This is a genomic window from Lunatimonas sp. (assembly GCF_020832325.1).
GTDB lineage: Bacteria > Bacteroidota > Bacteroidia > Cytophagales > Cyclobacteriaceae > Lunatimonas.
Genome location: NZ_JAFIEU010000029.1, coordinates 53037 through 76425 on the forward strand (window position 1 = coordinate 53037; position 23389 = coordinate 76425).

Consider the following 23389-nt stretch of genomic DNA (forward strand, 5'->3'; position numbering starts at 1 on the left):
CTGACTGCTGAGGTTGTATCACCATGAGCAAAAAAGCCATCATTATCGGATCCGGAATAGCCGGATTGGCAGCTGCCGTAAGACTAAGAAACCTGGGGTATGCCGTGGAGGTGTTTGAAGCCAATGCCTATCCGGGTGGGAAACTCTCCGAAATTCAGCTCGGAGGCTACCGTTTCGATGCCGGGCCTTCACTCTTTACCCTACCCGAACAGGTTGAAGAACTCTTTCAGCTTTCCGGAAGGGAGCCCAAAGATCATTTCGAGTATGTGCGATTGCCTGTGCTTTGTCAGTATTTCTGGGAAGATGGCACTCGGCTAACGGCCCATGCCGAACCGGAAATGTTTGCTCGGGAAGTGGAAGAAAAACTGGGCGAACCAGCAATAAACGTACGGCAGTCCCTTGAGAGGTCCGCTTACATGTACCGACACCTAGCCCCCTTGTTCATGCACCGATCCCTGCACCGCTGGAAAACATGGATCAACCGCAAGGCAATGGCCTCTTACTTGAGAATGGGTAAGCTGGGCATATTTGGTACCATGAATGGGGCCAACCAAAAACAGTTTCGCAACCCTAAGCTGGTGCAACTCTTCAACCGATACGCCACCTACAACGGATCCGATCCCTACCAAACCCCCGCCACCCTAAACATCATCCCCCACCTGGAATACAATATTGGCGCCTTCTTTCCCAAAAAAGGCATGCACGATATCACGTTGAGCATCTACCAGCTAGCAAAGGAGCTGGGCGTGGATTTTCATTTTAATCAAAAAGTGGACAAAATCCGGGTAGAAGAGGGAAAGGCTGTGGGGATACAGATCGGAGACCAAGCCCACAGCGCAGACTTAGTAGTTAATAACATGGACATGGTCAATGCCTACCGGAACCTTCTTACCGACCAAAAACAACCGAAATACCTCCTCAAACAACCCAAATCAAGCTCAGCGCTGATATTTTATTGGGGCATAAAAAAATCCTTTCCCGAGCTGGACCTGCACAATATCTTTTTCAGCGAGGATTACCAAGCGGAATTTTCCCACATTTTCCAACGGGGCAGTATCTACCACGACCCAACGGTATATATCAACATCACCTCAGTATACAAGTCTGATGACGCTCCAGAGGGGGGCATGAACTGGTTTACCATGATCAATACGCCCAATAACCAAGGACAGGACTGGGAAAAACTGATCTCCGACGCGCGAAAAAGCATTATTCAAAAGGTAAACCGTATCCTGAACACCAACCTAGAGCCCCTTATTGAAGTGGAAGAGGTACTGGACCCAAGGACCATCGAATCCAAGACCTCCAGTTCGCAAGGCGCCCTCTACGGCAATAGCTCCAATAACCGATACGCCGCGTTTCTGCGCCATGCCAATGATTCCTCAGACATCGATCAGTTGTATTTTTGCGGAGGGAGTGTACACCCTGGAGGCGGCATACCCCTTAGCCTCCTATCGGCAAAAATCATGACAGAAATGATCCTTGAAAAGCAGGTTATGGACTGACCAGTACCTTGTAAGACTCGTACAGGCTCATAATGTCGGTCACATATTGTACTGCCAAATGCCCCTTGGCATAGCCGCTTGTAACCAATGGATCCCGGTACACCTCAGGCTTGGATTTGCGCTCCAAATAAAATGCAGCACTGGACCAAAGGCGGGAATCTTTGCCAAACTTCAAGGCCAATCTCCAGGCGTCCTGCACGTGCCCGTGCCCAATATTGTACGAAGCGAGGATGAAGCGGATGCGCTCGTTATTGTCTGGAATTCGCTCTAACCAAAACCCGTCCAAATACCGTAAATAATTGACCCCTCCGCGTAAGCTTTCTCTGGGGTCATTGGGATTGGTGACTCCAAACTGCCTGAGCGTGACCGGCATCAACTGCAACAAGCCTACAGCACCGGCATAAGAAACGGCTGTGGTGTCAAACCGGCTTTCCTTATACACCAAAGAGGCAAGCAGACGCCAATCCCATCCGAGCATATCTGCCCCCTCTTTGATCAGCTCGTCAAAGGCCGATATCCGCCCACCCGACACGGAAGAAAAAGCGGAACTACTGCGGAAATAGCTGTTTTTCTTATTTAGAAAGTATTTCTGATATAACACAGCCTGATAGCCAGTCTTATGGATACGAGCAATCCATTCATTTACTTTTTCCAATAATTGTGGCGCATTTTTCCGGACTGCCCAAGCCACCTGAGAGGGAGAACTTACTGCAAAGCTCACATCGAGCTCGTCGTAATAAGTCGCATTTACCAAGGCAATATCCTCATCAACCACCGTATGTGGAATGTCACCTTCCACTACCTTCATGATCAGAGACTCTAAAGACTCATCGTTTTCGACGATATCCATCCCGAGTGCGAGGGAATCACTTAACGCACTCAACTTGTCTTTGTAGATGGTACCTCTTTTAATATGCATCTCGGCCTCTCTTAGCTCTTCAAAAGAAGTAATGAGATCTTCCCGCTTTCGCTGTACCAAGATCGTGCTGATCTCGTTGATTGGTTGGGTAAAAGCGGCATACTTCTCGCGTTCTTCAGATAGCTCAAAATTGATCGCAATAAGGTCTGCCTTCCCTTCGTTCAAAAACCGAAAGGACTCTTCCAGCCCATTGCTAATAACCAAGTGAAGCCCCAGGCCCAAACGGCTGGATAGGTTTCGAAGAAGCTCAAACTCGTATCCCATGGTACGCCCACGGTACACGTAATAGCTAGTGGATGAATTATCCACCACCACCCGGATGAAACCCCTTTCTTTGATGGCGTCAAAGTCTATCTCTACCGGGTTATCCCAAAAATCTGATTCTGCTGGTTGGCTGTTGTTACAGGCGGGGAGAAAAAAAACGAGGATTCCGAATACAAAGACGTGCCATGTATGTTTTTTCATGCAGTAGCTCCTGTCATTCAGGAATTGATTTCCTCAATTATACGGGATAATTGACAGGATACCAAACTTTTTGAAAAATAACTAGAATATACTGCTTAAAAAACAACAAAAAACAACTTAATCAATAGATATTTTCGTAGGGGCTTGCAAAATAAATCCGACCTGAAAGTCGCATCAGTTCAATCTCATTTTCCTTGATATTATACAGGGATTCGATCAAGCGACTTTCCGCGGTCAGTCGGTTTACCTGTGCGTCCCTAAACTCCAAATAATTGGCAATCCCCAAGCGAAACCTGTCCAACGCGATGTCTGCATTTTCGATGGCCACTTCGTAATTGGCTTTTTCGATCTCCAGCAATCGCTTACTATTTTGGTAAATATTGTAGGTACGCTGCAAGTCTGATTTCATCTGAAGCTCAAATTGGTCCAGCATGTTCTGCTGATTTCGCATCTGAATTTTGGCACCTTGCACTCTGCGGTTGATGGAGAATCCACTGAAAATATTGATCCCAACGGTAGCGCCCAGCGTATACCCATCCTGCTTGTTTTGTATCAAAAAGCCCGCCTGTGAATTCAACGTATTGTCGTTGTAGGCACCATTGAGAGTGACGAATGGGAGCCGCTCTGCTTGTATTTCGCGCAGCTGTAGGTAGGCCACATTCTGCATACGTTGCGTAATGAGCAATTGCTTGTTGTGCTCGTACGCATTATCGATCAAATCGTCAAAGTTTAAGTTTTCCTGGATCAGAATGGTGTCCTTGACGGCAAACTCCTTACTGGGCTCCAGCGCTAGCAGTTGATTTAAATTGACACGGGAGTTTTGAATAATCTGCTCCTGATTAACCAGTGCTGTCAAATCTGCATTGTAATCTACCTGAGCAGCTAAAAAATCCCGTTTGGAAGCCCTGCCAAACTCGTATTGAGCTTTGGCGATTTCCTTTCGCTCATTAGACAACTCCAGCGTGGTGTTTAACACATTGTATCGCTGCAGTTCAAGTACCAGCCGGTAGTAGGCCGTTGAGATTGCGGCCACGGTATTTTCCATGATCACTTTGGCCTCCAACTCACCCACTTCGCTTAGCTTCCCAAGACGCTTTAGGGCTACTACTGCTTCGGGTCGAAAACCGTAGATGGCTACTAGACTATAGTTGCTGGTACGGGTCTCGGCACCGGGAATCAAACGGGGTTGCGGGTCGTTTACAAAGCGCTGCTCGGTATCTTCCCGTCTAAAGGTCCGAATATTTGTGAGTCCAAGGCTGGGCATCAACACACTCTCTCCAACCCGGCGGTCATTTTCTCTTAAGAGGCCCTCATTGATGCCGATCTTGACGTCAAAATTACGCTCCAAGCCGATCTCAATGGCCCTTTCAAAATTAAGTTCTTCGATTTCCTGAGCATACAAATCCTGGGCTAGGAAAAACCCGCACGCGATCATTAAAAATAGTCTCTTCATCAAACTCTTGCTAATCTTCCTTCTTTGGAGGTTAAATATGTGTAAATACCGGGGATTACGAATAGTGTAAGCACCGTTGAGATCAACATCCCACCGATAACTGCCACACCCATCGGCACCCGGCTTTCCGCTCCTGCACCCAAAGCCAATGCGATGGGGAGGATTCCCAAAATGGTGGAAAAGCTGGTCATTAATATAGGCCTAAAGCGCGCCGAAGCGGCTCCTTCGATGGATTCACGCACACTCATGCCCTGAGCTTTGCGCTGATTGGCAAATTCCACGATCAAAATACCGTTTTTGGTAACCAAACCTATCAGCATAATAATCCCAATCTGACTGAACACATTCAACGTGAAATCAAAGAGCCAAAGCGAGAACAAGGCCCCGAATATGGCCAATGGCACGGTAAACATAATCGTGAGAGGATCCATAAAACTCTCAAACTGTGCCGACAACACGAGGTAAATGAGTATCAATGCGAAGACAAAGGCAAAGATCAAGCTGTTGGAGCTGTCTCGATACTCTTTGGACAGACCGGCTACGTCCGTGCTGTACGTTTCGTCCAACACATCGGCGGCTATCCGATCCATCTCGTCCAGCCCCTGACCAACGGTATATCCTTCCGATAAACCAGCAGAAACGGTGGCGCTGACAAACCGGTTAAAACGGTACAGGGAAGGCGGTGTGCTGCGTTCTGTGATGCTGACTAGATTGTCCATCTGAATCAATTGCCCATTTTCAGCACGAACATAGAGCATCCGAAGATTGATCGGCTCGTTTCTATCTTCCAACTGCATCTCCCCGATTACCTGATACTGCTTACCGTTCATGATAAAGTAATCAAACCGCTGTCCGGAATAAGAAAGCTGAAGGGTCCGTGCGATTTCCTGCACCGATACCCCAATATTTCTTGCCTTTTCCCGGTCTATCTCCACCTCTATTTCCGGCTTGGTAAATTTTAGGTTGACGTCGGCATAGTTAAACACCTCGCTCTGATTGGCTCGGTCGAGGAAGGAGGGAATGATATCTTTTAATTTTTCGATGGTTTGCGCTTGAATCACGTATTGGACCGGAAGACCTGCCCTACGGTCACCAATAGAGGGCTCTTGTACTGCAAAGGACCTTGCTGAGGTCTTACCCTTTAGGTAATTATTGACGTCGTTGAATATTTCCTGCTGCGTTCGCTGTCTGTCGACGGCATCCTGAAGCGTAATGCGGATAAATCCAGAATTAGAAGACGCACTGCCAAATCCAGGCGATGTGATACCCATCAAGCCCTTGCGGTCTTCATCGGGAATTACATCGGCCAACTCAGTAGTCATTTCGTCAATTACCCGGTCCATGTAGGCGAAGGTAGCCCCTTCCGGCCCGGTAAGATTCACCCGTATCTGTCCTCGGTCTTCAATAGGCGCCAGTTCCGTAGGAATCTGACCAAACAGGAAATAAATCCCATACACCATGCCCCCAAAAATCACTAGGGAAAGCCAACGCACTTTCATAAAGCGGACCAGAACGTGCTCGTATTTTTCGTTAATCCAGACAAAGAATGGCTCTGTCTTCAAGTACAGCCAACTCTGCTTTTCGCGCTTCTTTAACAGTTTGGAGCTTAGCATGGGCGTCATGGTAAGTGCCACAAAGGAGGATATGATCACCGCCCCAGCTACCACCACTCCAAATTCCCGGAACAGCCGACCGGTAGTACCCGTCAGGAAAATAACCGGCAAGAATACCGCTGCCAAAGCCACGGTAGTAGCGATAACGGCAAAAAATATCTCTTCTGCACCCAGTTCCGCTGCTTTTTTGGGGTCCTCCCCTTTTTCTATCTTTGTGTAGATATTCTCCAATACCACAATGGCATCATCGACCACCAAGCCGATGGATAGCACAATTCCTAATAACGTTAGTACGTTGATGGAAAAGCCCATCAGATACATGATAAAAAACACCCCGACCAAACTAATGGGGATGGTCAACACCGGGATGAAGGTGGTACGCCAATCGCGGAGAAACAAAAAGATCACAAGCACAACCAGGAAAAAAGCCGCAATGATGGTTTCTTGCACTTCACTGATGGATTGACGGATAAACTTAGTTGTATCGAATCCAATACTCAACTCGATATCACCGGGAAGGTCTTTTTTGATAAATTCTACACGCTCATAGAACTGATCTACAATATCAATACTGTTTGATCCGGGAAGCGGATAAACAGCTACTCCCACCATGGGGACACCGTCTTTTTTTAACACGGTTCGCTCATTGAGAGGTGCCAGTTCGGCACGTCCCACATCCTGAAACAGGACGACCCGGTTTGATTCTTCCCGAATGATCAGCCGGTTGAATTCATCTGGCGTACTAAGTCTACTTTTGGTCCGTACGGAAAGCTCGATAGCATCACCCTCTATCCTTCCAGAAGGAAGCTCCACGTTTTCACTTTGCACCTTGGTCAGGACATCAAGCGGAGTGACGCCATAGGATGCCATTAGTAGTGGATCCATCCGCAGCCGCATCGCATATTGCTTTTCTCCCCAAATGCGGATCTCGCTTACCCCCTCGATGGTTTGTATACGCTCTTTGAAGATATTTTGGGCGATATCTGAAAGCTCCAACAAACTTCGCTGACTGCTGCCCACGGTCATCATGATCACAGGTTGGGAATCTGCATCCTGTTTAGAAATTACCGGAGGGTCTACATCTGGCGGCAGATTTCGCTGCGCACGGGACACCTTGTCCCGCACATCGTTGGCCGCAGCCTCCATATCTCCACCTACTTCAAACTCGACGGTGATGTTGGATACTCCATCATTACTGATGGAAGTAAGTGACTTAATACCGGATATCCCGTTGATGGCCTCTTCCAACGGTTCGGTGATCTGTGCCAGAATAACATCTGCGTTGGCACCCACATAGGATGTCCGCACACTGATGATCGGTGGGTCCACGCTAGGATACTCTCTTACTCCCAAAAAGGAAATGCCAATGATGCCGAAAATCATGATGGTGAGGCTCATCACGATCGACAGCACCGGTCTCCGGATACTAATGGTGGATAAACTGGACATGGGCTATCAGTTGATTTGTGTGACTTGGAGAGGCATACCCTCTCTTGCTTGCAATATGCCGGTGGTCAACACCTGCTCTCCAGGCTTGACACCACTCAGAAGTTGAACCATATTTTCGGTACGCTTACCGATGGTCACTACCCTAGACTCCGCCTTTCCATCTTTGGCTACAATTACTTTATACCCAGATAATTCCGGAATGACCGACTCAGAAGGGACCAAAATCGCATTATCTTCTACATTTAATACCAATCGAACACGGGCAAACATACCAGGAAGAAACCTCCGGTCTTTATTGGGACTTTCCGCCCTGATTTTAAGTGTCCGTGTATTTACGTCAATGTTGGGCTCGATGGCATATACTTTGCCTTCCGCCTCTTGAGCGGTTACATTAGAACGAAAGAAGACTGGAGCCCCCACTTTGATGTCATTGGCATATCGCTCGGGAATTGAGAACTCTAGTTTAATTGGATCTATATTTACGATCGTAGATATAACATCCGCCGAGCTGATGACACCACCCTCCGAGACTTCTCTCAGACCAAGTACCCCATCAAAAGGCGCTACGATCACCGTCTTGTCCAGCTGCGCTTCGATGAGTCTAAGATCGGCTAGATTGGTGTTGAATTGATTGAGTGCGATATCGTATTCCTCCTGGGAAATGGCCTCCCGCTCCAAGAGTTGCTTTTGGCGATTCTCTTGGCTTTCAAATAGCTTCTTGGTATAGTTCAGGCGATCGTACTGCGCACGCAATTCATCGTCCCGCAGATATAAAAGAGGCGTACCCTTTTTCACAAACTCACCCTCCCGAAAATCAATTCTAGTAACCAGGCCAGCAATCTCCGGTCGAAGGTTTACCATCTCATTCGGAATCAAACTTCCGGTAACGTTCAGACTGTTTTCGAGTGTCTCGTACCTTGCTTCAATCACGTTTACAGGAAGCCCTTGACCTCCCCCTGAACCCTGCTGGGACACTGCCGGAGCCGCTGAGTCCGAGGCACCGGATTTAGTAAAAAATGTATCCATACGCGGATAAAAAAATGCGATCCCAATCACCAACACAGTGATTGTGATAACAACAAGCTTAGTTTGTTTCTTCATTATGGTTAGTCAATGATTTAAGCAAAGCAATTTAATCAGATTTCGCACACAAGGTGTAAACTTTACAATAATCCTTGCGACTGGTCAGTAGAAAATTTTACCAGCGTTCTGAATGATCCATTGATGGTAATAATTACCAAGGATTGGGAGTGAGTTGGGTCAAATTTAAACCAATTTTTTGGGATTTTTTACGAAATAAATACGGGTGGTCATTTCCGATTGCCAGTGGCTAATTTGCTCTGATCTACACGTAAGAAATCAAAAAAGGACCACCCCGTAAGGCAGTCCTTTTTGAATACTTTAGCTGAGTCTGATTAGTTGAAGATGTACCGTACACCCAACTGTCCAACCCAACGTGAACCCCCAATGGCTGCATCTGAAATGGTCCATGGGCTGTTGTTTCTTACCGGATCGAAGCTGAAAACCGGTTGCTCGGTCTGCAGGTTGGCCTGGTTGGTCAACCTCAATGTTTGGAATGAATTGTCAAAGAAGCTAGATCCCCAAGCATACTGACGGCCCCAGTCCTTGTTGATCATGTTTCCCACATTGAATACATCAAACGTGATCTGAAGGATATTTTGTTTTCCGCCGATGTTTGTGAAAATATCCTGGATGATTTTCACGTCAAATTGATGGGTGAATGGACTCCTGGATCCATTTCGTTCGGCATACTGCCCTCTACGTTCACGCAGGTATTTCTGCGAGTTGATGAAATCTTCAAACTCTTGCGCCTGTTGAGCGGCAGAAATAACCTGACCACCTCGACTGTATCCCTCTAAAAACCGGATCTCATTTTGATCCAAGGCGTTATTAGGTATATATATCAAATCGTTGTTTTGGCCACCGGAAACGTCCTCACGGTTTAGGTCTCCGTTGTACACATAGGAGAACAAAGCCCCAGATTGACCGCTGTAGAATAAGGACACCGTGGTGGCGAAGTTGTTCAAATACTCCTTACGATACGAGACAGAGCCTACTACCCTGCTGCCCGTGTTGAAGGGCGAATTGGCTACCTCGGCCTGATTGATACCATTGACTGTAGGAAGCGGTCTCCAGTTACTGTGGTTCTGAGAAGAGGTACCAGGGAACAGGTCTTTTGAGCTAGTATACGTGTAAGCGATCGAACCGTAAAACCCGTTCTCAAAGGGCTTCTGTAACTGGAAGGTTCCTGACATGGCATTTCCAGCATTGGTATTGCTGATGTAAATTACCTCGTCGTAGTTTGTCAGGATTTTCTTGTCATTATTTGGATTTGGCCAAATGGCACGATTATCACCACTACCGATCAAGTTACCCGTGGACGCAATCTGATTGATTTGGGTAAACTGGAATGAATGTAGGTTTTTGGAGTACATCAGGTCCACTGTGGCGATTAGTCCCCACCAAGGTAGCTTTTGATCGATCCCGAAGTTGGTTCTCCAAATCTGTGGCAGCTTAAAGTTTCGCTCCACCACGGTCATACGTCCACCCGGTCCCTGACCACTTGGGTTGGGAGTTTGGCTGAAAGGATCCGGATTGAAGGTAATTGTTGGCGGATCTGCGTTGTTTTGGCCTCTCTGATGAATGTTGAGTAATACACCGCTCTGGGTAAACGCTCCACTCATCCATACGAAGGGGAACCTACTGGTAAACACACCTGTACCTCCTCGAAGCTGCGTTTGGCCTTCACCATTGACATTGTAATTGAATCCAACTCTGGGGCTAAACATAAAGGCTGGCTTGGGCAATTGGTCATTTTGCACATTGTATTGCGTAGCCAAAATACTATTGTTGAAATTAGCGTTGGTCCGGGGGTTGTCCAGATAAATCGGAACGTCCAACCTTACACCTGCCGTGACGGAAAGGTTATCATTTACCTGAATCTGATCCTGCGCATAGGCACCTAGCTGCATGGCTCCAAACTCAGCGCCCTCACGCGGGTTGTCCGTGATGGAATACTGATAGGAAAAACGGCTGGCCATCCCTTGCTCAAAAAAGTCCAAGTTTGCAAACTGATAAGTTCCGTAATTCTCGCCTATAAACGCATTGTAAATCTGGTAAAATTCATTGTGCGTACCAATCGTAATGGTGTGCTTGCCTTTGTATAATTCCAAATTATCTGTTAATGTAAACACATCCTGGTTTAGCTGGTTCACAGTAGAAAACGCTTCTGTTCCGAAGTTGATAGACCTGGCCGACCCGATGTTGATGGTACCTCGGGGGAAAGGCGCTCCCGGAGCAGTTCGGGGCTCCCGGATGTTGGTGTATCCGATCAACAGCTTGTTGGAGATATCATTGGAAATACGGCTGCTGAGTTCCAATACGGAGGAATGCGTGGGGCTGGATCGAAGGATCGCACCATTCGAAAAGGTCAAGGAACGCTGTCCCCTGCTTAACTGTACCGCTTCACCCTTGTTGTAGCTGTGACGAAGCGTTAATTTATTGCGATCGTTGATGTTGTAATCGAAGCGTACAAACAACTTTTCGGAAGTAGAAGTGGATGATTGATCCTCCCAGGAGCCCGGCTCATAGCCGTACTGGTTTCTCAATACATTGGCCACCCGGATTGCCTCTTCTGCAGTAATCTCTGAATCGGGTGATCCAGGCAAGAAGCCTAGAGGTGTCGTATTGTCCGTAATTTCCCCGTTTAGGAAGAAGAAAAGCTTGTCCTTGATGATTGGACCTCCAATACGAAAACCAGTCTGCCTATCGGAAAAACTATTGAATCGGGTTCTTTCCTGATTGGGATCATCGGTGGGGGTTAAACCTGCCAGGTTCTGATTTCGGAAATAATGGTACACCGAACCTGAAAATTCGTTGGTTCCTGACCGAGTTACCGCAGAAACGCCTCCTCCGGCAAAACCTCCTAAGGTGACATCGTAGGGCGCAATTTGCACCTGAAAGGTTTCAATAGCGTCCAGTGAGATGGGCGAAGTACCCGTCTGACCGCCGTTAGTGCCCGATGCCGCCAAGCCAAACACGTCGTTGCTCACGGCCCCGTCAATGGTAACCTGATTGAATCGGTTGTTCATGCCACCGATTGAGATCCCGTCTCCCTTGATGTCCGCCTGAGGCGTCATACGGGTAAAGTCGTTAAATCCCCGGCTGATGGTAGGCATAGACTGTATTTGCTGGTTCGTGATAGAAGTTTCAGCCCCAGTCCTGGTACCATCGATAATCTCTCCTCTACCAGCGCTGACTACAAACTCGTCCAAATCCGCTGCATCAGAAACCATGCTGATGTTTAAATTCAGGGTCTGTCCCAAGGCCAGGTTGATTCCCTCCCTAATGTTTGGCTCAAAACCTATAAAGGAAACTGTTAAGGTGTATGGGCCTCCCACACGTACGTTGGGAATTTGAAAGCGACCGTCCAAATTGGTAACTGCCCCATACCTGGTGCCTGACGGTGTATGGACCGCTAGTACATTGGCTCCTGGTAAGGTCTCTCCGTCGGTATCTACTACTCTACCGGAAATACCGGAGGTAGTCACACCCTGCGCCATCAGCATATTGGTTGAAAACACCAACAGCAACAACGAAAATAAATTTTTCAGTAAATTTTGCCTCATTTTGTTTAGAGTTATAATCGAGAATAGATAACTTCCAGCTTGGAATAAGGTTTTTTGGGCAGTGCAAAGGTAGGGGTTACCGTGCGCAAACTCTTTTTGAAATTGTTAAGTTTACGGACCACGACACAAAAGTAGTTAACATTCAGGTAAAACAAATCGACAAAGGAAATATTTTAAGCCGCTAACCAGAGCCAAAAAACAAACTATTCATTGGATTTTATTAAAAAAACTATCAAAAAAAGAAGATGACCCCAGAGAGCAATAGGATCTATGGTTGGTTTCTTGTCTTTTCTAAATAGAATGTTGCTGGATAATTCGAGCAAGTATTTTTTTATCTCTATCTTTAAACTCCACCAACTAATCTGCCTTCATGTACCGTAAAGGAATCGTTTGGCTTTATTTATTCCTATTGGCAGCCATTGCTGACATGGCTTTCCTGACGCAGGGCGAAACACAGCTTCGGTATATCAGCAAACCGCTTATCGTCACCGGGCTCCTCCTCTATTTTCTGACCAGTACCCGCAGCATAAAAGGCAGTATCCTACGAAAAAGCGTGGCTGCCGGACTGCTCTTTTCCATTGCCGGGGACACGTTGCTGCTTTTCCCAAACCTATTCCTCTATGGCTTAGGTGCATTTCTGATGACCCATGTCTGCTTCATCATCGCCTTTAAACTCACCCAAAACCAAGGATTCAACCCCATGGCGGTGAATTTTGTGCGTACGTTTTTCTTCAACCTACCCATTTACATCTCCGCTGCCTTTGTGTATTTTCTCATACGCAAAAACCTTCAGGATCTTCAGGTTCCTGTGGTGATCTACATCATGGTCATCGTCATGATGGTTACGATGGCAAGGGAACGGTTTGGGAGAACCAATGCGGCAAGCTTTTGGCAGGTATTCCTAGGCGCCATTCTCTTCTTGATATCAGATTCCATCCTGGCTCTTAACCGCTTCTTCCAACCTATCGAAGATGCCGGTGTACTCATCATGGGCACCTACATGATGGCCCAACTGCTCATCGTGATGGGGATTCGCAGCCACTTGGTCGCCGTAAAAAAATAAACCCCGAGTCACCCCAGGGTTTATTTCGCGTATTGCTATCTTTTTAGCTGTCCTATCAAAACTTCGGGCAATCCCTGCTTTAGGACTTTTTCAGCGCAAGTGCAATATTAAGCTCCTCCAACTGTGCCGCGGCAATGGGGCTAGGCGAATCAATCATAACGTCTCGTCCGGAGTTATTTTTCGGGAACGCTATGTAATCACGTATGGAATCGCTGCCACCAAAAATCGCACAAAGCCTGTCGAAACCAAAAGCGATTCCTCCGTGCGGAGGAGCTCCGTATTCAAAAGCTTCCATCAAAAAGCCAAATTGCGCTTTGGCCTCATCTTCTGTGAAACCGAGGTGCCTAAACATCGTCTGTTGCACCCCTCGATCGTGAATACGAATAGACCCGCCGCCGATCTCGACACCGTTAATCACCAAATCATACGCATTGGCACGCACCGATCCCGGATCTGAATCCAATAAGGCAAAGTCCTCCTTCTTTGGAGAAGTAAAGGGATGGTGCATTGCATGGAAGCGCTGTGTCTCCTCATCCCACTCCAACAAAGGAAAATCTAACACCCAAAGGGGTTTGAACACGCCTCGGTCCCGAAGACCAAGGTCTTCTCCCATTTTGAGACGCAACTCCGAAAGCTGCTTTCGGGTGGCAGATGCATCTCCGGAAAGAATGAGCAGCAGATCGCCGGGCTCAGCGCCCATGCGGTCGGCCCAAGCCTTCAAGTCATCCTGTCCATAAAATTTATCCACGGAAGACTTAAAAGTGCCGTCAGAATTACATTTTACGTACACCAAACCCTTCGCACCGATCTGTGGGCGTCTTACCCAATCGGTAAGTGCATCCACTTGCTTCCTGGTATACTCTCCGGCGCCTGTTGCACAAAAGCCCACCACCAGTTCTGCCTGGTCAAAAATGGAAAAGCCCTTTCCTTTCGCCAAATCATTCAGCTCCGAAAACCGCATACCAAACCGAAGGTCGGGTTTGTCGTTGCCGTAATATTTCATCGCATCGGCATAGCTCATTCGCGCTACTTCGCCTAAATCCACTCCTTTTACGGTGGAAAAAAGATGCTTAATCAATCCTTCAAACGTTTGCAGGATATCCTCTTGCTCCACAAAGGCCATTTCGCAGTCTATTTGCGTAAACTCCGGCTGCCGGTCGGCACGCAAGTCCTCGTCCCGAAAACACTTGACAATTTGAAAATACCTGTCGAAACCGCTGACCATCAGTAGCTGCTTAAAGGTCTGTGGAGACTGGGGCAACGCATAAAATTCCCCGGGGTTTATCCTGCTTGGAACCACAAAGTCCCTCGCTCCTTCCGGAGTGGATTTGATCAAAACCGGCGTCTCCACCTCGATGAAACGTTCCCCGTCCATGTATTTACGGGTTTCTTGCATCATGCGGTGCCGAAGCTGAAGTTTCTCACGTATCACGTTTCTCCGCAGATCCAAATAGCGGTACTTCATCCGCAGATCCTCACCACCGTCTGTCTCGTCCTCAATGATAAAGGGGGGCACTTTCGCCGGATTCAGCACGTTCAGTTCATGAGGCCTAACTTCAATGTCACCTGTTGGGATCCGGTCATTTTTGGCAGTCCGCTCTATGACCGTGCCTTTGGCCTGAACCACAAATTCTCTCCCTAGAGAGGCTGCTTTCTCCAATAACGCCAAAGAACCTCCACCCTCTTCAAAAATGAGCTGCGTAAGGCCGTATCGGTCCCGGAGATCTACCCAAATAAGCCCGCCTTTGTTTCTTACCCGCTGAACCCAGCCGGCTAAAACGACTTCTTTGTTGATATCCGAAATACGTAATTCTCCGCAAGTATGTGTCCTTAACATGTCAATTGGGCGTTTTGATCAAAATGAATCGCCAAAGATAACAATTCAGCATGGAGTTTACTACACCGAAATACAAAGTTTATTCCTATCCGATTATAAAATTAATCCAAAATAGTTGCACTTTTACCGAAAAAAAGCCTTCTTTTGTAGTTCGTTTATCGCCATCAAACCCCTACCCCACGCATGAAACATATTTGGATAGCCCTAGGATCTTTTTTGTTGCTTGCTTCTGCTTTTGCTTTTTACCACTATCACTCCGCATCTGACGAAGACTATACGGCACATGAACTTCCAGAGGAAATCATCGAAGTAGAGGAAAAGCTCCTTTTTGGGATCAATGTGGATAATTTTGAGATCATCGAGGGCACTGTAGAACGCAATCAGACGCTCTCCACCATCCTGAGTCCTTTCAACGTTTCCTATCAGGTAATCGATGAAATCGCCAAAAAATCAAAGGATATCTTTGACGTAAGGCGGATCGCCTTTAATAAGAAATTTACCGTTCTTACCCCTAAAGACACCCTTCTCGCACAATATTTCATCTACGAGCCCAACCCCACAGAATTTGTGGTTTTCAAGCTGGACGACGCCAACGTGTACAAAGAGAGTAAGCCGGTAGAAATCACCCGGCGGGAAATTGGTGGCACTATCAGTAGGTCTCTCTATGTAAATATGGTGGAACTGGGCCTCACACCAGACCTGATCGATCAATTTGCTGACTTATACGGATGGGTGGTTGACTTTCAGCGCTTGCAAAAGGGCGACAAATTTAAAGTAATTTTTAACGAGAAACGGATAGAAGGAAATGTCGTTGGCATAGAGGACATTGAAGCGGCTTACTTTGAACACTTGGGTGAACCCTACCATGCGATTCCATTCGTGCAGAATGGAGAAATGTCGTATTTTGATCAACAGGGAGAGAGCCTGAAAAAAGCCTTTTTACGGGATCCGTTAAAATTCACCCGAATCAGTTCCCGGTACAATCTTAACCGATTTCATCCGGTACAGAAACGCTACAAGCCGCACTTGGGTACAGACTATGCCGCACCCACCGGCACCGAAATTCGCTCAGTAGGCGATGGCACCGTAGTAGAAGCCGGCTACAGTAGTGGAAACGGCAATTATGTAAAAATCAAGCATAACGCCACCTACACCACCCAATACCTGCACATGTCCAAATTTGGATCTGGCATTAAAGCCGGCACGAGAGTACGGCAAGGACAGGTAATCGGTTTCGTGGGAAGCACCGGGTTGGCAACTGGACCCCACCTTTGTTTTAGATTTTGGAAACATGGCAAGCAAGTAGACTGGTTGCAGGAAAAAATTCCACCCGCTGAGCCCATTTTAGAAGAAAATAAATTGGCCTTTGAAGACACCAAACGCAACATCATCCAAACCCTTGCTGCCATTCCCTATGAAGAACCAGCAACACTGTTGACATTCAACGATAACTAAAAAACATGGTATTAACGAAGGCCAGAATCAAAAAAGGGAGGCTGTCTAACACAATTGAGACAGCCTCCTTTTTTGATTGCATCCACGTAGGCATAGTCGGTTGATAAAATTTATGTACTCCGGCAAGATCGCATAAGCCTATGGAATCCGATTCATTCCGATAGACTCCTAGGTTCCCTACCGTTGCCCCTTGGTCCAGTCTTTGTTCAACTCCGGTAGTGACAACTCTGTGCGTCGGTTAATCCGGTTCATCGCCTCGTTACATTCCACGGTCTCGCAATTATTTACAGGTCTAAGCTTACCAAAAAAGTCGTAAACCATGCGCTCACTGGCAACACCGCGTTTTTCCAAATAACTCTTTACTACCACTGCTCGTTTTTCCGAAAGCGATTGATTGTACGCATCAGACCCTCGGGAATCGGTATGCCCGGTGATTTGAAGTCGCCGCCCTACCATGTGCCGAAGCATCAAAACCACTCTTTCCAAAGATTGCTTGTCTGCCGCACTGAGGTCTGCACGATCAAAGTCAAAATAAATCACGGGCATTTCCATGGGGATCTGAAGGTTGGCAGGCTCGCACAGGTCAACTCCAGCCAGTTCCAAGGGGATATCGTACGCTTTGTCCAGCTCTGGAAAGGCATACAACACCAGTTCACTTCTTCTGTTTAACTGGTGATCTTGTTCTGGACAGGGCACCCCATCTCCGCAATCGTTGACCAGCTGGGTTTTTCCATACCAGTTTGCCTTCACTCTGGACCGAGCTATGCCATATTGACTAAGGAAATCACGAACGGCGTTGGCCCTTCTTTCACTTAATGCCTGATTGTATTCGTCAGATGCCCGTGCATCCGTATGGGAATCCACAGAAATATCGATAAAGGAATAGGATTTAAGCAGTTCAGCCACCTTGGTAAGAATAGGTTCGGCGTCCTTTCGAATGACCGATTGATCCAAATTGTAATAAATCAAATCTGTATACACCGGAGCTTGGTAAGGGATTCTGATCAGACGATAGGATTTACGCATCCCTTCACCCTGCACGCCTTTGCTACTGAGAGCTTCCCCCTGTAGCGCAAAGTAACCGGGCTTTCGGATCGAAACCTCAAAGTCTGCATCCGGTCCCAACTGCGCGGTAAAGGTGCCGTCTCCAGCTACTTCCACCGACTGATTCACCTTTGACCGTGTATCTGCTATCACTACATTTAATTCGCCCTGAACCGGTTCCCCATCGCAACCTAAGACTACTGCCTGTAGCTTTTTAAACAATTCCTGTAGGCGATAGACGTCGTCCAAGCCCTGATTTCGGTTCGAAGCCACGTAGATAGAGGCATTTTCCCCTTTGAAAATCTTCAGGTCATCTTGGGGCGAATTGATCGGGATACCTAGGTTTCTTACTCCTTGAAAAATGCCATTCCGTAGGTCAGACACAAATAAATCCTGTCCTCCTAACCCCGGATGGCCATTGGAAGAGAAATAAAACTGACTGCCGTCCACGTAAGGGTCACGTTCGTGGCCCGGGGTATTGATCGAAGGGCCCAGATTGATCGGATCGCTAAACTTCAAATTTTCATCGTAGGTGACGTAGTAGAGGTCGTAGCCCCCTTGACCTCCCGGCATATCCGAGGCAAAATACAGGCGTTTGGCAGCTGCATCCACGTAGGGGGTAATCAGGCCGTATTCCAGCGCATTATTGAAGGGCAAAGAGACATAGTCTGTTAACTTACCCTCTTCATCCAGTTTACTATAATATATCTCGGGATAGACGGTGTAATCTCCCCGAGACTTCACCCGGCGAGTTACCGAATAAAATATCAAAGATTGCTCAGGTAAAAAGGTGGGGTCCGAAGCATGGATATGGTTTGGGACCGGAATATCAAGCTTTTTCAACTCAGTCCCAGAGGAACTTAAGCGGTATATGCCGAGAAAATTCCTTCCAGTGAAATCCACGTCTCTTTTGTAGTAAACGCTAGAACGATCAAATCGGACCTGCTTTTTGGTAGGCAAGGTCCCAACATCTCCCCGATCGGACGAAAAATAAGTATTACCTTGGGCATCCCTGACGATTCCATATTCTGTACTAGGTGTATTTATTTCCTTCACGGGCACAAACTCCGCGTTCAACGCATTACCATACCAATTTCTCAACGAATCCAAATGTAGGTTTTCAATAGAAACTTCAACGGAATTAGCCAATGAGTCCAATGCTTTAAAGACTGCATCCGTATCACCTAGTAGATTCACAGACGCTATATATTGCACGGCATCCTCACGAGTGGCATCGGTAAATTTTAACGCGTTCTTTCGATATAAATGAGTTTTGGGGTAGTCCCTTAAGAGTAAATACGCCTCCGCAGCACCAATAGCTGCCCTGTAAGAGGGCTTTCGTGAAAAAGCATCTTCATATCCCAGTGCTGCTTCCTTGATTTTACCCTCCTTCAAGCGAGTATCTGCATATCGCAAAGCCGCATTTTGAGCGATTAGTGGGGCAGAAAACAAGGAAAGTCCTGCCAGAATAAATAAACACGCAAAAATCTGTTTCATACTTAGAACCATCTGGGGTTTATCATATTAACCTTCCTCGGAGTGATATAATAGCCTACGGACAATTCGTGGGAATTATTCCGCAACCCGCTGAGAACATTGTTTTGCAAGTCATAGGCATAGCCCAATCTCAGATTATCCATCGCAAAAAGTTCCAAGATAAACGAAAGTGCATTTCGGGAAGATAGATTTTCTGGCAAACCGGTATTTACCTTCACATTGGTACGATAGGATGCACCCACCCAAATCCGCTCAACGAACAATACCATGCCATTTAAATCCAAGTTGGTAGGACCGGTATCAGAATGGCGGACCAGAAAAGAGGGCTTGAACTGTACCTTATCCGAAAGCGGAAAAAGGCCTCCCATAGTAACATAGTAATGGAGATTGTGGTAAGCCAATGCTAGACCTTCATCCTCCAGTGTCTTTCTTCCCACCAGATTAAAAGCACTCACACCTGCGTAAAAACGGGATGTATGAAAAAACACACCAGTATTTAGGTTTGGAGTAAAGGCGTTCAATACCCCTTGTGGCACATCCGGATCATCGAGATCCCCCGGGTTAAAGAACGTTCCATCTATCGCATACTCGATCGCCCCTGCACTGGCACCCAATCCCAAGTAAGAATCCTCACCCGTTTGGATCCGGTATGCATAGGACCCCATGAAAGCGTTCGTTTTTGCGGGGCCAAACTGGTCGGTCATAAAGGAAGCCCCAAAGCCCATACGCCCTTCATTGGCACTGAAATCTCCAGTGGCTGTAAAGGTTTTTGGTGCACCGGGAAAGTCCACCCACTGACTTCGATAGGTAGACTGTAGGTAATGCTCCCCTTTATAACCTGCATAAGCCGGGTTAATGTGTAAGCCATTAAACATGTACTGGCTAAATTGAGGAAGTTGCTGGGCGTCACTTCCCTTCATCCCAAGAAAACAACACACCCCTAGGATCAACGCTACCTTAACTATTTTCAAAATTCCTCCCATCACCCTTACTCACTTACCAAACCCTTGCCTACTCCAAATCCATTATCCTACGAAAATGGGGATATATACATTGATTACCGGCTACTTAATCACATGTACCCATCCTTTAAATACTTCCTCATTCCCCTCGGTATTCAATGTCCAAAGCACGTAATAATATGGACCACCGTTTAGGCCTTCTGCTGACCAATCGTTCAGGTAGTTTTCCCGTTCAAAAACATGGTCGCCATTTCTATTGAAAATCGTAATTCTACTACTTTGAAACTCCTCGATGCCTCTGATGACAAAGCGATCATTCTTTCCATCCAATTTACCCGGTGTGATCACATTGGGAATAAACAAACTAATTACCTGACCTTCATCGGCTTGATTGATCACAACTTGGACGGTTGCTCGGGAACAATTCGAAGGCCGCTCCCTATCACATAGTTCATAAATTAGCTGATAGGTCCCTGGAACAGCTTCGACTGACACGTCCAACGTGCCATCTAGGTTCAACGTCAATACTCCCCCAGATAAATCTTCGACAACACCGATCCTAACCTCATCTGCATTAACCGGCAAACCGTTTAACAGGTCATTGTCTAGGACATTTAATATGGCGTTCCCATCCCCGATCACGTCTACCTTTGCCAGGTCATCTTCTGCAATTGTAACAAACGCAACCACCTCAACGGTAACTTCAGCCGTGGAGACCTCCTCCTCGCCAGTCCTGATCTCATATAGAGCGCTATAGATGCCGGGCGGTGTATTGGGGAGGACATCAACGGTGCCATCTGCATTAAGAACTATGCCTTCGTCATCAAATGGCTTCAAAACTGTCATTACTACGTCGATTGGATTCAAAGGAAGTCCATTGAGCTCATCGTTTTCAAAGATATTTATCAAGCTATATCCTCCAATTTCGCTATCAACCTGCTCCACTAAGTCCGGCATCGCGGAAATTGCATTCACAAAAAATACCATCTTTCCATCCGGTTCATCTGTTGCCATCACTCGTATGCCATGTATTGGTTCAGTAGACTCAAAAAGGGATGGAGAAAATAGCACCAACCATTGAGTCTGCTCTGGTACATTCGTTTTATGTCTGACTCCAGTATTCCATTGCCAACCCCTTACCTGAACCACTTTTGCCCCTGAAATCGGCTCGCCCCGCCGATTTAGCGCAATAAAATCTGTGGCTGAGTTTCCATGTCTTTCGGAATACAATAGATATCCAGAAGTAACCACTTGGTTATTATACATCAGATCAACAAAGTGCTCCCCTCTTGGAATCGAAGGCTGAGAGTTGATGTCCCAATAACTCCGTAAATCAGGGATCGACACCGCCGATGCCAACACGTCCAAGAAAGTAGGATCTTGATGACTAAAAATCTGATTGGGTGTAACTACCTGGACACTTCCCCTGCCGATCTCATCAGAACCTAATAACGGATTAGGATTGACTACATTCGGCTTTTTGGTGGTGGCAAAAATATGCTTTCCTTCATCCAGCACCAAGGACCTTATTATCACGGGAACATCGTCTGGCATTGGATTCTCATTTCCTGTAGGGGAACGTTGGATCACTTCCCTACCAGCCACATCTAAGTTTATCCCCCGCACTGGAACATGGTTTTGGTTCGCATCGACAACTACTTGGCCAAAGAGAACAGAGGAAAATAATACGCCACCTATGAAAAGAAAAAAACGAAGGTTTCCTGAAAAGCCGGATTTGAAAATCTTTATAAATGCAACGCGGCTCCTGCAAGTATCTCGATATGTTGTTTCCTTGGTTTTCATTTTCTCGGAAAAATGGGTGATAAATGTCTAACCACGCCTTTCTTTCTCGTCAAGCTTGTCGGTCACCTGTAAACAGGGCCAGTGATCCTACGCATACACTAAATCCGAATAAAACAGCAACAATAGGAGATCGTCTGCTCTCCTACTGTTGCGTGTTTATTATCACTTTATATTTAAAAGTGTCTCTCCATTACGGTATCCCGGCTTATCCAGATACCAATCTTCATACATGGTGCCTCCTGATTTCACCCATTCTGTGAATTTCAAATATCCCCTTGTGAAATTATTACCTTCCTGAAGGTAGGGGATGTTTTCGGCGATATCCAATGCCCAGGGCAGGTTCCCATTTTTGCTTCGATAATTGCTTCGAGCCCTGGCGCCTACCATCGCATTGTCATCGATTGTTCCAAACAAACTTTGGTCTGCCAAATTTGTCGCCGGCTTGAAGGGCAAATGGATCTCATAGCCTCTCCTTTGGTTGGCAATTAGAAAAGGATTGAAAGTTGCATGTGTGATATCAGTCAACTTAGCAGCCCCTCCAGGACCTGCTACTCCGTCCTTTTTAAAGGTGATTACCACGCGCTGAAGAGTTACTTCCTGAAACGGCCCTCCAGGAGTGGTATTTACCCCGGTAGTACCTTGTCCAAGATGAGGCAACACGTTGTGTACGTCGTCAAAGGCAATCACTGTAACAAACCTAGTGTTTGATTCGAGCCCGTTTGATTCAAATTGGTGGATAGAGCCTCCTTTGATTTTCGTCCCTTCTACGCTAATGACCTTAGACGGGGCAACCCCGGTAAATTCGATTCCAAAACCATTTCTATAACCCGCACCGGCAGCCCTCGTTTTTAATTCAGCTATGACCTCCACAATTTCTCCTTTGGCGTCCGTCACTCGATTAATCCGATAATCTACTACCAAATCGTTGAAATCGTAATCTCCCAAGGCAGGCCATAAATCCTCAAACATTAAGGTGCTAAAGCCCTTGGCAGGAAACGGGTTATCAAATGCACGATAGGGATCTTCTGGATACGCGTCTTCCGCATCTGCTACGCCATCACCATCGGTATCCTTTACGGCGCTCTCCACAGTACAACCATTCGATGGGTCGGAAAAATAGGTGCCAGGAATAACTAGGTCATCCAGCCCGACACGAGCAGTTCCACCGGTTCCTACAAAGCTGATAAAAATCTTATGAGGCTTTCCTACGATAGCCGAAGGAATAGCAGCGCTAATTTCTCTTCCTACTGTTTGATTGGTGATAGGATTGGGGAAATCATATTGATGAAATAACACTTCCGTACCCTCGCCGTTTGCACTGCTTTCGTCGTAAGGAATGTACTGAATCAAAATAGAACGATTCCCTCCCTGAGTACCATCCAACCTCGCATTGAATGTTATATTACCCGACAGGGGCTGAATCCAAGGGGTCTTGATCCAAGTAGACGTATTTAGGTCGCTCGTCACTTGATTTGTTCGAAAGCTGAAACTACCCGATATCAGTGTACTTGCCGTATTGCTTACAGTGACTGAACCGAATGCCCAACACTGAGCGGCATAAATATCGCGGTTTCCAGCCTCTGCATTGTTTTCAAGGGTATTCTGTCCATAAGCCGATTGAAGGCCAAAAACCAAACCCAAAATGATATATGTGATCTTTTTCATGATTCGTGGG

General features: G+C 46.7%; 13 protein-coding genes. 3 read left to right on the top strand and 10 right to left on the bottom strand.

The window, feature by feature from the left end:
* Window positions 1-23: 23 nt before the first annotated feature.
* Complete coding sequence (gene crtD, locus JJU34_RS11105; protein WP_228692431.1) at window positions 24-1505, top strand: 1-hydroxycarotenoid 3,4-desaturase CrtD; 1482 nt, start codon at window positions 24-26, stop codon at window positions 1503-1505.
* On the opposite strand, the gene JJU34_RS11110 is transcribed toward crtD, so the two are convergent.
* The 5 genes from JJU34_RS11110 to JJU34_RS11130 form a co-directional block, all read right to left on the bottom strand.
* Complete coding sequence (locus tag JJU34_RS11110; protein ID WP_228692432.1) at window positions 1495-2889, bottom strand: transporter substrate-binding domain-containing protein; 1395 nt, start codon at window positions 2887-2889, stop codon at window positions 1495-1497. The genes crtD and JJU34_RS11110 overlap by 11 nt on opposite strands.
* A gap of 121 nt (window positions 2890-3010) precedes the next feature.
* A complete protein-coding gene (locus JJU34_RS11115; protein ID WP_228692433.1) occupies window positions 3011-4342 on the bottom strand; it encodes a TolC family protein in 1332 nt (443 codons plus the stop codon).
* Window positions 4342-7404 carry an efflux RND transporter permease subunit gene (locus JJU34_RS11120; protein ID WP_228692434.1) on the bottom strand — a complete coding sequence of 1021 codons (3063 nt, stop codon included), beginning with the start codon at window positions 7402-7404 and terminating at the stop codon, window positions 4342-4344. The genes JJU34_RS11115 and JJU34_RS11120 overlap by 1 nt, the downstream gene beginning before the upstream one ends.
* A gap of 6 nt (window positions 7405-7410) precedes the next feature.
* The gene (locus tag JJU34_RS11125; RefSeq protein WP_228692435.1) at window positions 7411-8505 is read right to left on the bottom strand and encodes an efflux RND transporter periplasmic adaptor subunit; all 1095 of its coding nucleotides are present in this window, start codon (window positions 8503-8505) and stop codon (window positions 7411-7413) included.
* 314 nt (window positions 8506-8819) lie between these two features.
* Window positions 8820-12053 carry a TonB-dependent receptor gene (locus JJU34_RS11130; protein WP_228692436.1) on the bottom strand — a complete coding sequence of 1078 codons (3234 nt, stop codon included), beginning with the start codon at window positions 12051-12053 and terminating at the stop codon, window positions 8820-8822.
* Between the two features lie 370 nt (window positions 12054-12423).
* Here JJU34_RS11130 and JJU34_RS11135 point away from each other — a divergent pair, with 370 nt between their 5' ends.
* Window positions 12424-13116, top strand: a complete 693-nt coding sequence (locus JJU34_RS11135; protein ID WP_228692437.1) for a lysoplasmalogenase — start codon at window positions 12424-12426, stop codon at window positions 13114-13116.
* Between the two features lie 79 nt (window positions 13117-13195).
* On the opposite strand, the gene aspS is transcribed toward JJU34_RS11135, so the two are convergent.
* Window positions 13196-14953 carry an aspartate--tRNA ligase gene (gene aspS / locus JJU34_RS11140; RefSeq protein WP_228692438.1) on the bottom strand — a complete coding sequence of 586 codons (1758 nt, stop codon included), beginning with the start codon at window positions 14951-14953 and terminating at the stop codon, window positions 13196-13198.
* Window positions 14954-15136: 183 nt separating this feature from the next.
* Here aspS and JJU34_RS11145 point away from each other — a divergent pair, with 183 nt between their 5' ends.
* The gene (locus JJU34_RS11145) at window positions 15137-16408 is read left to right on the top strand and encodes a peptidoglycan DD-metalloendopeptidase family protein (RefSeq protein WP_228692439.1); all 1272 of its coding nucleotides are present in this window, start codon (window positions 15137-15139) and stop codon (window positions 16406-16408) included.
* A 177-nt stretch (window positions 16409-16585) separates the two neighbouring features.
* Here the strand turns inward: JJU34_RS11145 and JJU34_RS11150 are convergent, their stop codons facing one another.
* From JJU34_RS11150 to JJU34_RS11165, 4 genes are all read right to left on the bottom strand, one after another.
* Complete coding sequence (locus JJU34_RS11150; RefSeq protein WP_228692440.1) at window positions 16586-18949, bottom strand: OmpA family protein; 2364 nt, start codon at window positions 18947-18949, stop codon at window positions 16586-16588.
* Window positions 18950-18951: 2 nt separating this feature from the next.
* Window positions 18952-19932: a type IX secretion system membrane protein PorP/SprF gene (locus tag JJU34_RS11155; RefSeq protein ID WP_228692441.1), complete on the bottom strand. Its 981-nt coding sequence runs from the start codon at window positions 19930-19932 to the stop codon at window positions 18952-18954.
* Between the two features lie 81 nt (window positions 19933-20013).
* The gene (locus JJU34_RS21825; RefSeq protein WP_228692442.1) at window positions 20014-21537 is read right to left on the bottom strand and encodes a gliding motility-associated C-terminal domain-containing protein; all 1524 of its coding nucleotides are present in this window, start codon (window positions 21535-21537) and stop codon (window positions 20014-20016) included.
* A 339-nt stretch (window positions 21538-21876) separates the two neighbouring features.
* A complete protein-coding gene (locus JJU34_RS11165; RefSeq protein WP_228692443.1) occupies window positions 21877-23379 on the bottom strand; it encodes an LruC domain-containing protein in 1503 nt (500 codons plus the stop codon).
* Window positions 23380-23389: the final 10 nt, after the last annotated feature.

What these genes read in the sequence shown, in the direction of transcription:
- JJU34_RS11135 (WP_228692437.1), top strand. Translation starts at nt 12,424, where the DNA reads ATGTACCGTAAAGGAATCGTTTGGCTTTATTTATTCCTATTGGCAGCC.
- JJU34_RS11125 (WP_228692435.1), bottom strand. Translation starts at nt 8,505, where the DNA reads ATGAAGAAACAAACTAAGCTTGTTGTTATCACAATCACTGTGTTGGTG.
- aspS (WP_228692438.1), bottom strand. Translation starts at nt 14,953, where the DNA reads ATGTTAAGGACACATACTTGCGGAGAATTACGTATTTCGGATATCAAC.
- JJU34_RS11110 (WP_228692432.1), bottom strand. Translation starts at nt 2,889, where the DNA reads ATGAAAAAACATACATGGCACGTCTTTGTATTCGGAATCCTCGTTTTT.
- JJU34_RS11155 (WP_228692441.1), bottom strand. Translation starts at nt 19,932, where the DNA reads ATGGGAGGAATTTTGAAAATAGTTAAGGTAGCGTTGATCCTAGGGGTG.
- JJU34_RS11120 (WP_228692434.1), bottom strand. Translation starts at nt 7,404, where the DNA reads ATGTCCAGTTTATCCACCATTAGTATCCGGAGACCGGTGCTGTCGATC.
- JJU34_RS11150 (WP_228692440.1), bottom strand. Translation starts at nt 18,949, where the DNA reads ATGAAACAGATTTTTGCGTGTTTATTTATTCTGGCAGGACTTTCCTTG.
- JJU34_RS11165 (WP_228692443.1), bottom strand. Translation starts at nt 23,379, where the DNA reads ATGAAAAAGATCACATATATCATTTTGGGTTTGGTTTTTGGCCTTCAA.
- JJU34_RS11130 (WP_228692436.1), bottom strand. Translation starts at nt 12,053, where the DNA reads ATGAGGCAAAATTTACTGAAAAATTTATTTTCGTTGTTGCTGTTGGTG.
- crtD (WP_228692431.1), top strand. Translation starts at nt 24, where the DNA reads ATGAGCAAAAAAGCCATCATTATCGGATCCGGAATAGCCGGATTGGCA.
- JJU34_RS11115 (WP_228692433.1), bottom strand. Translation starts at nt 4,342, where the DNA reads ATGAAGAGACTATTTTTAATGATCGCGTGCGGGTTTTTCCTAGCCCAG.
- JJU34_RS11145 (WP_228692439.1), top strand. Translation starts at nt 15,137, where the DNA reads ATGAAACATATTTGGATAGCCCTAGGATCTTTTTTGTTGCTTGCTTCT.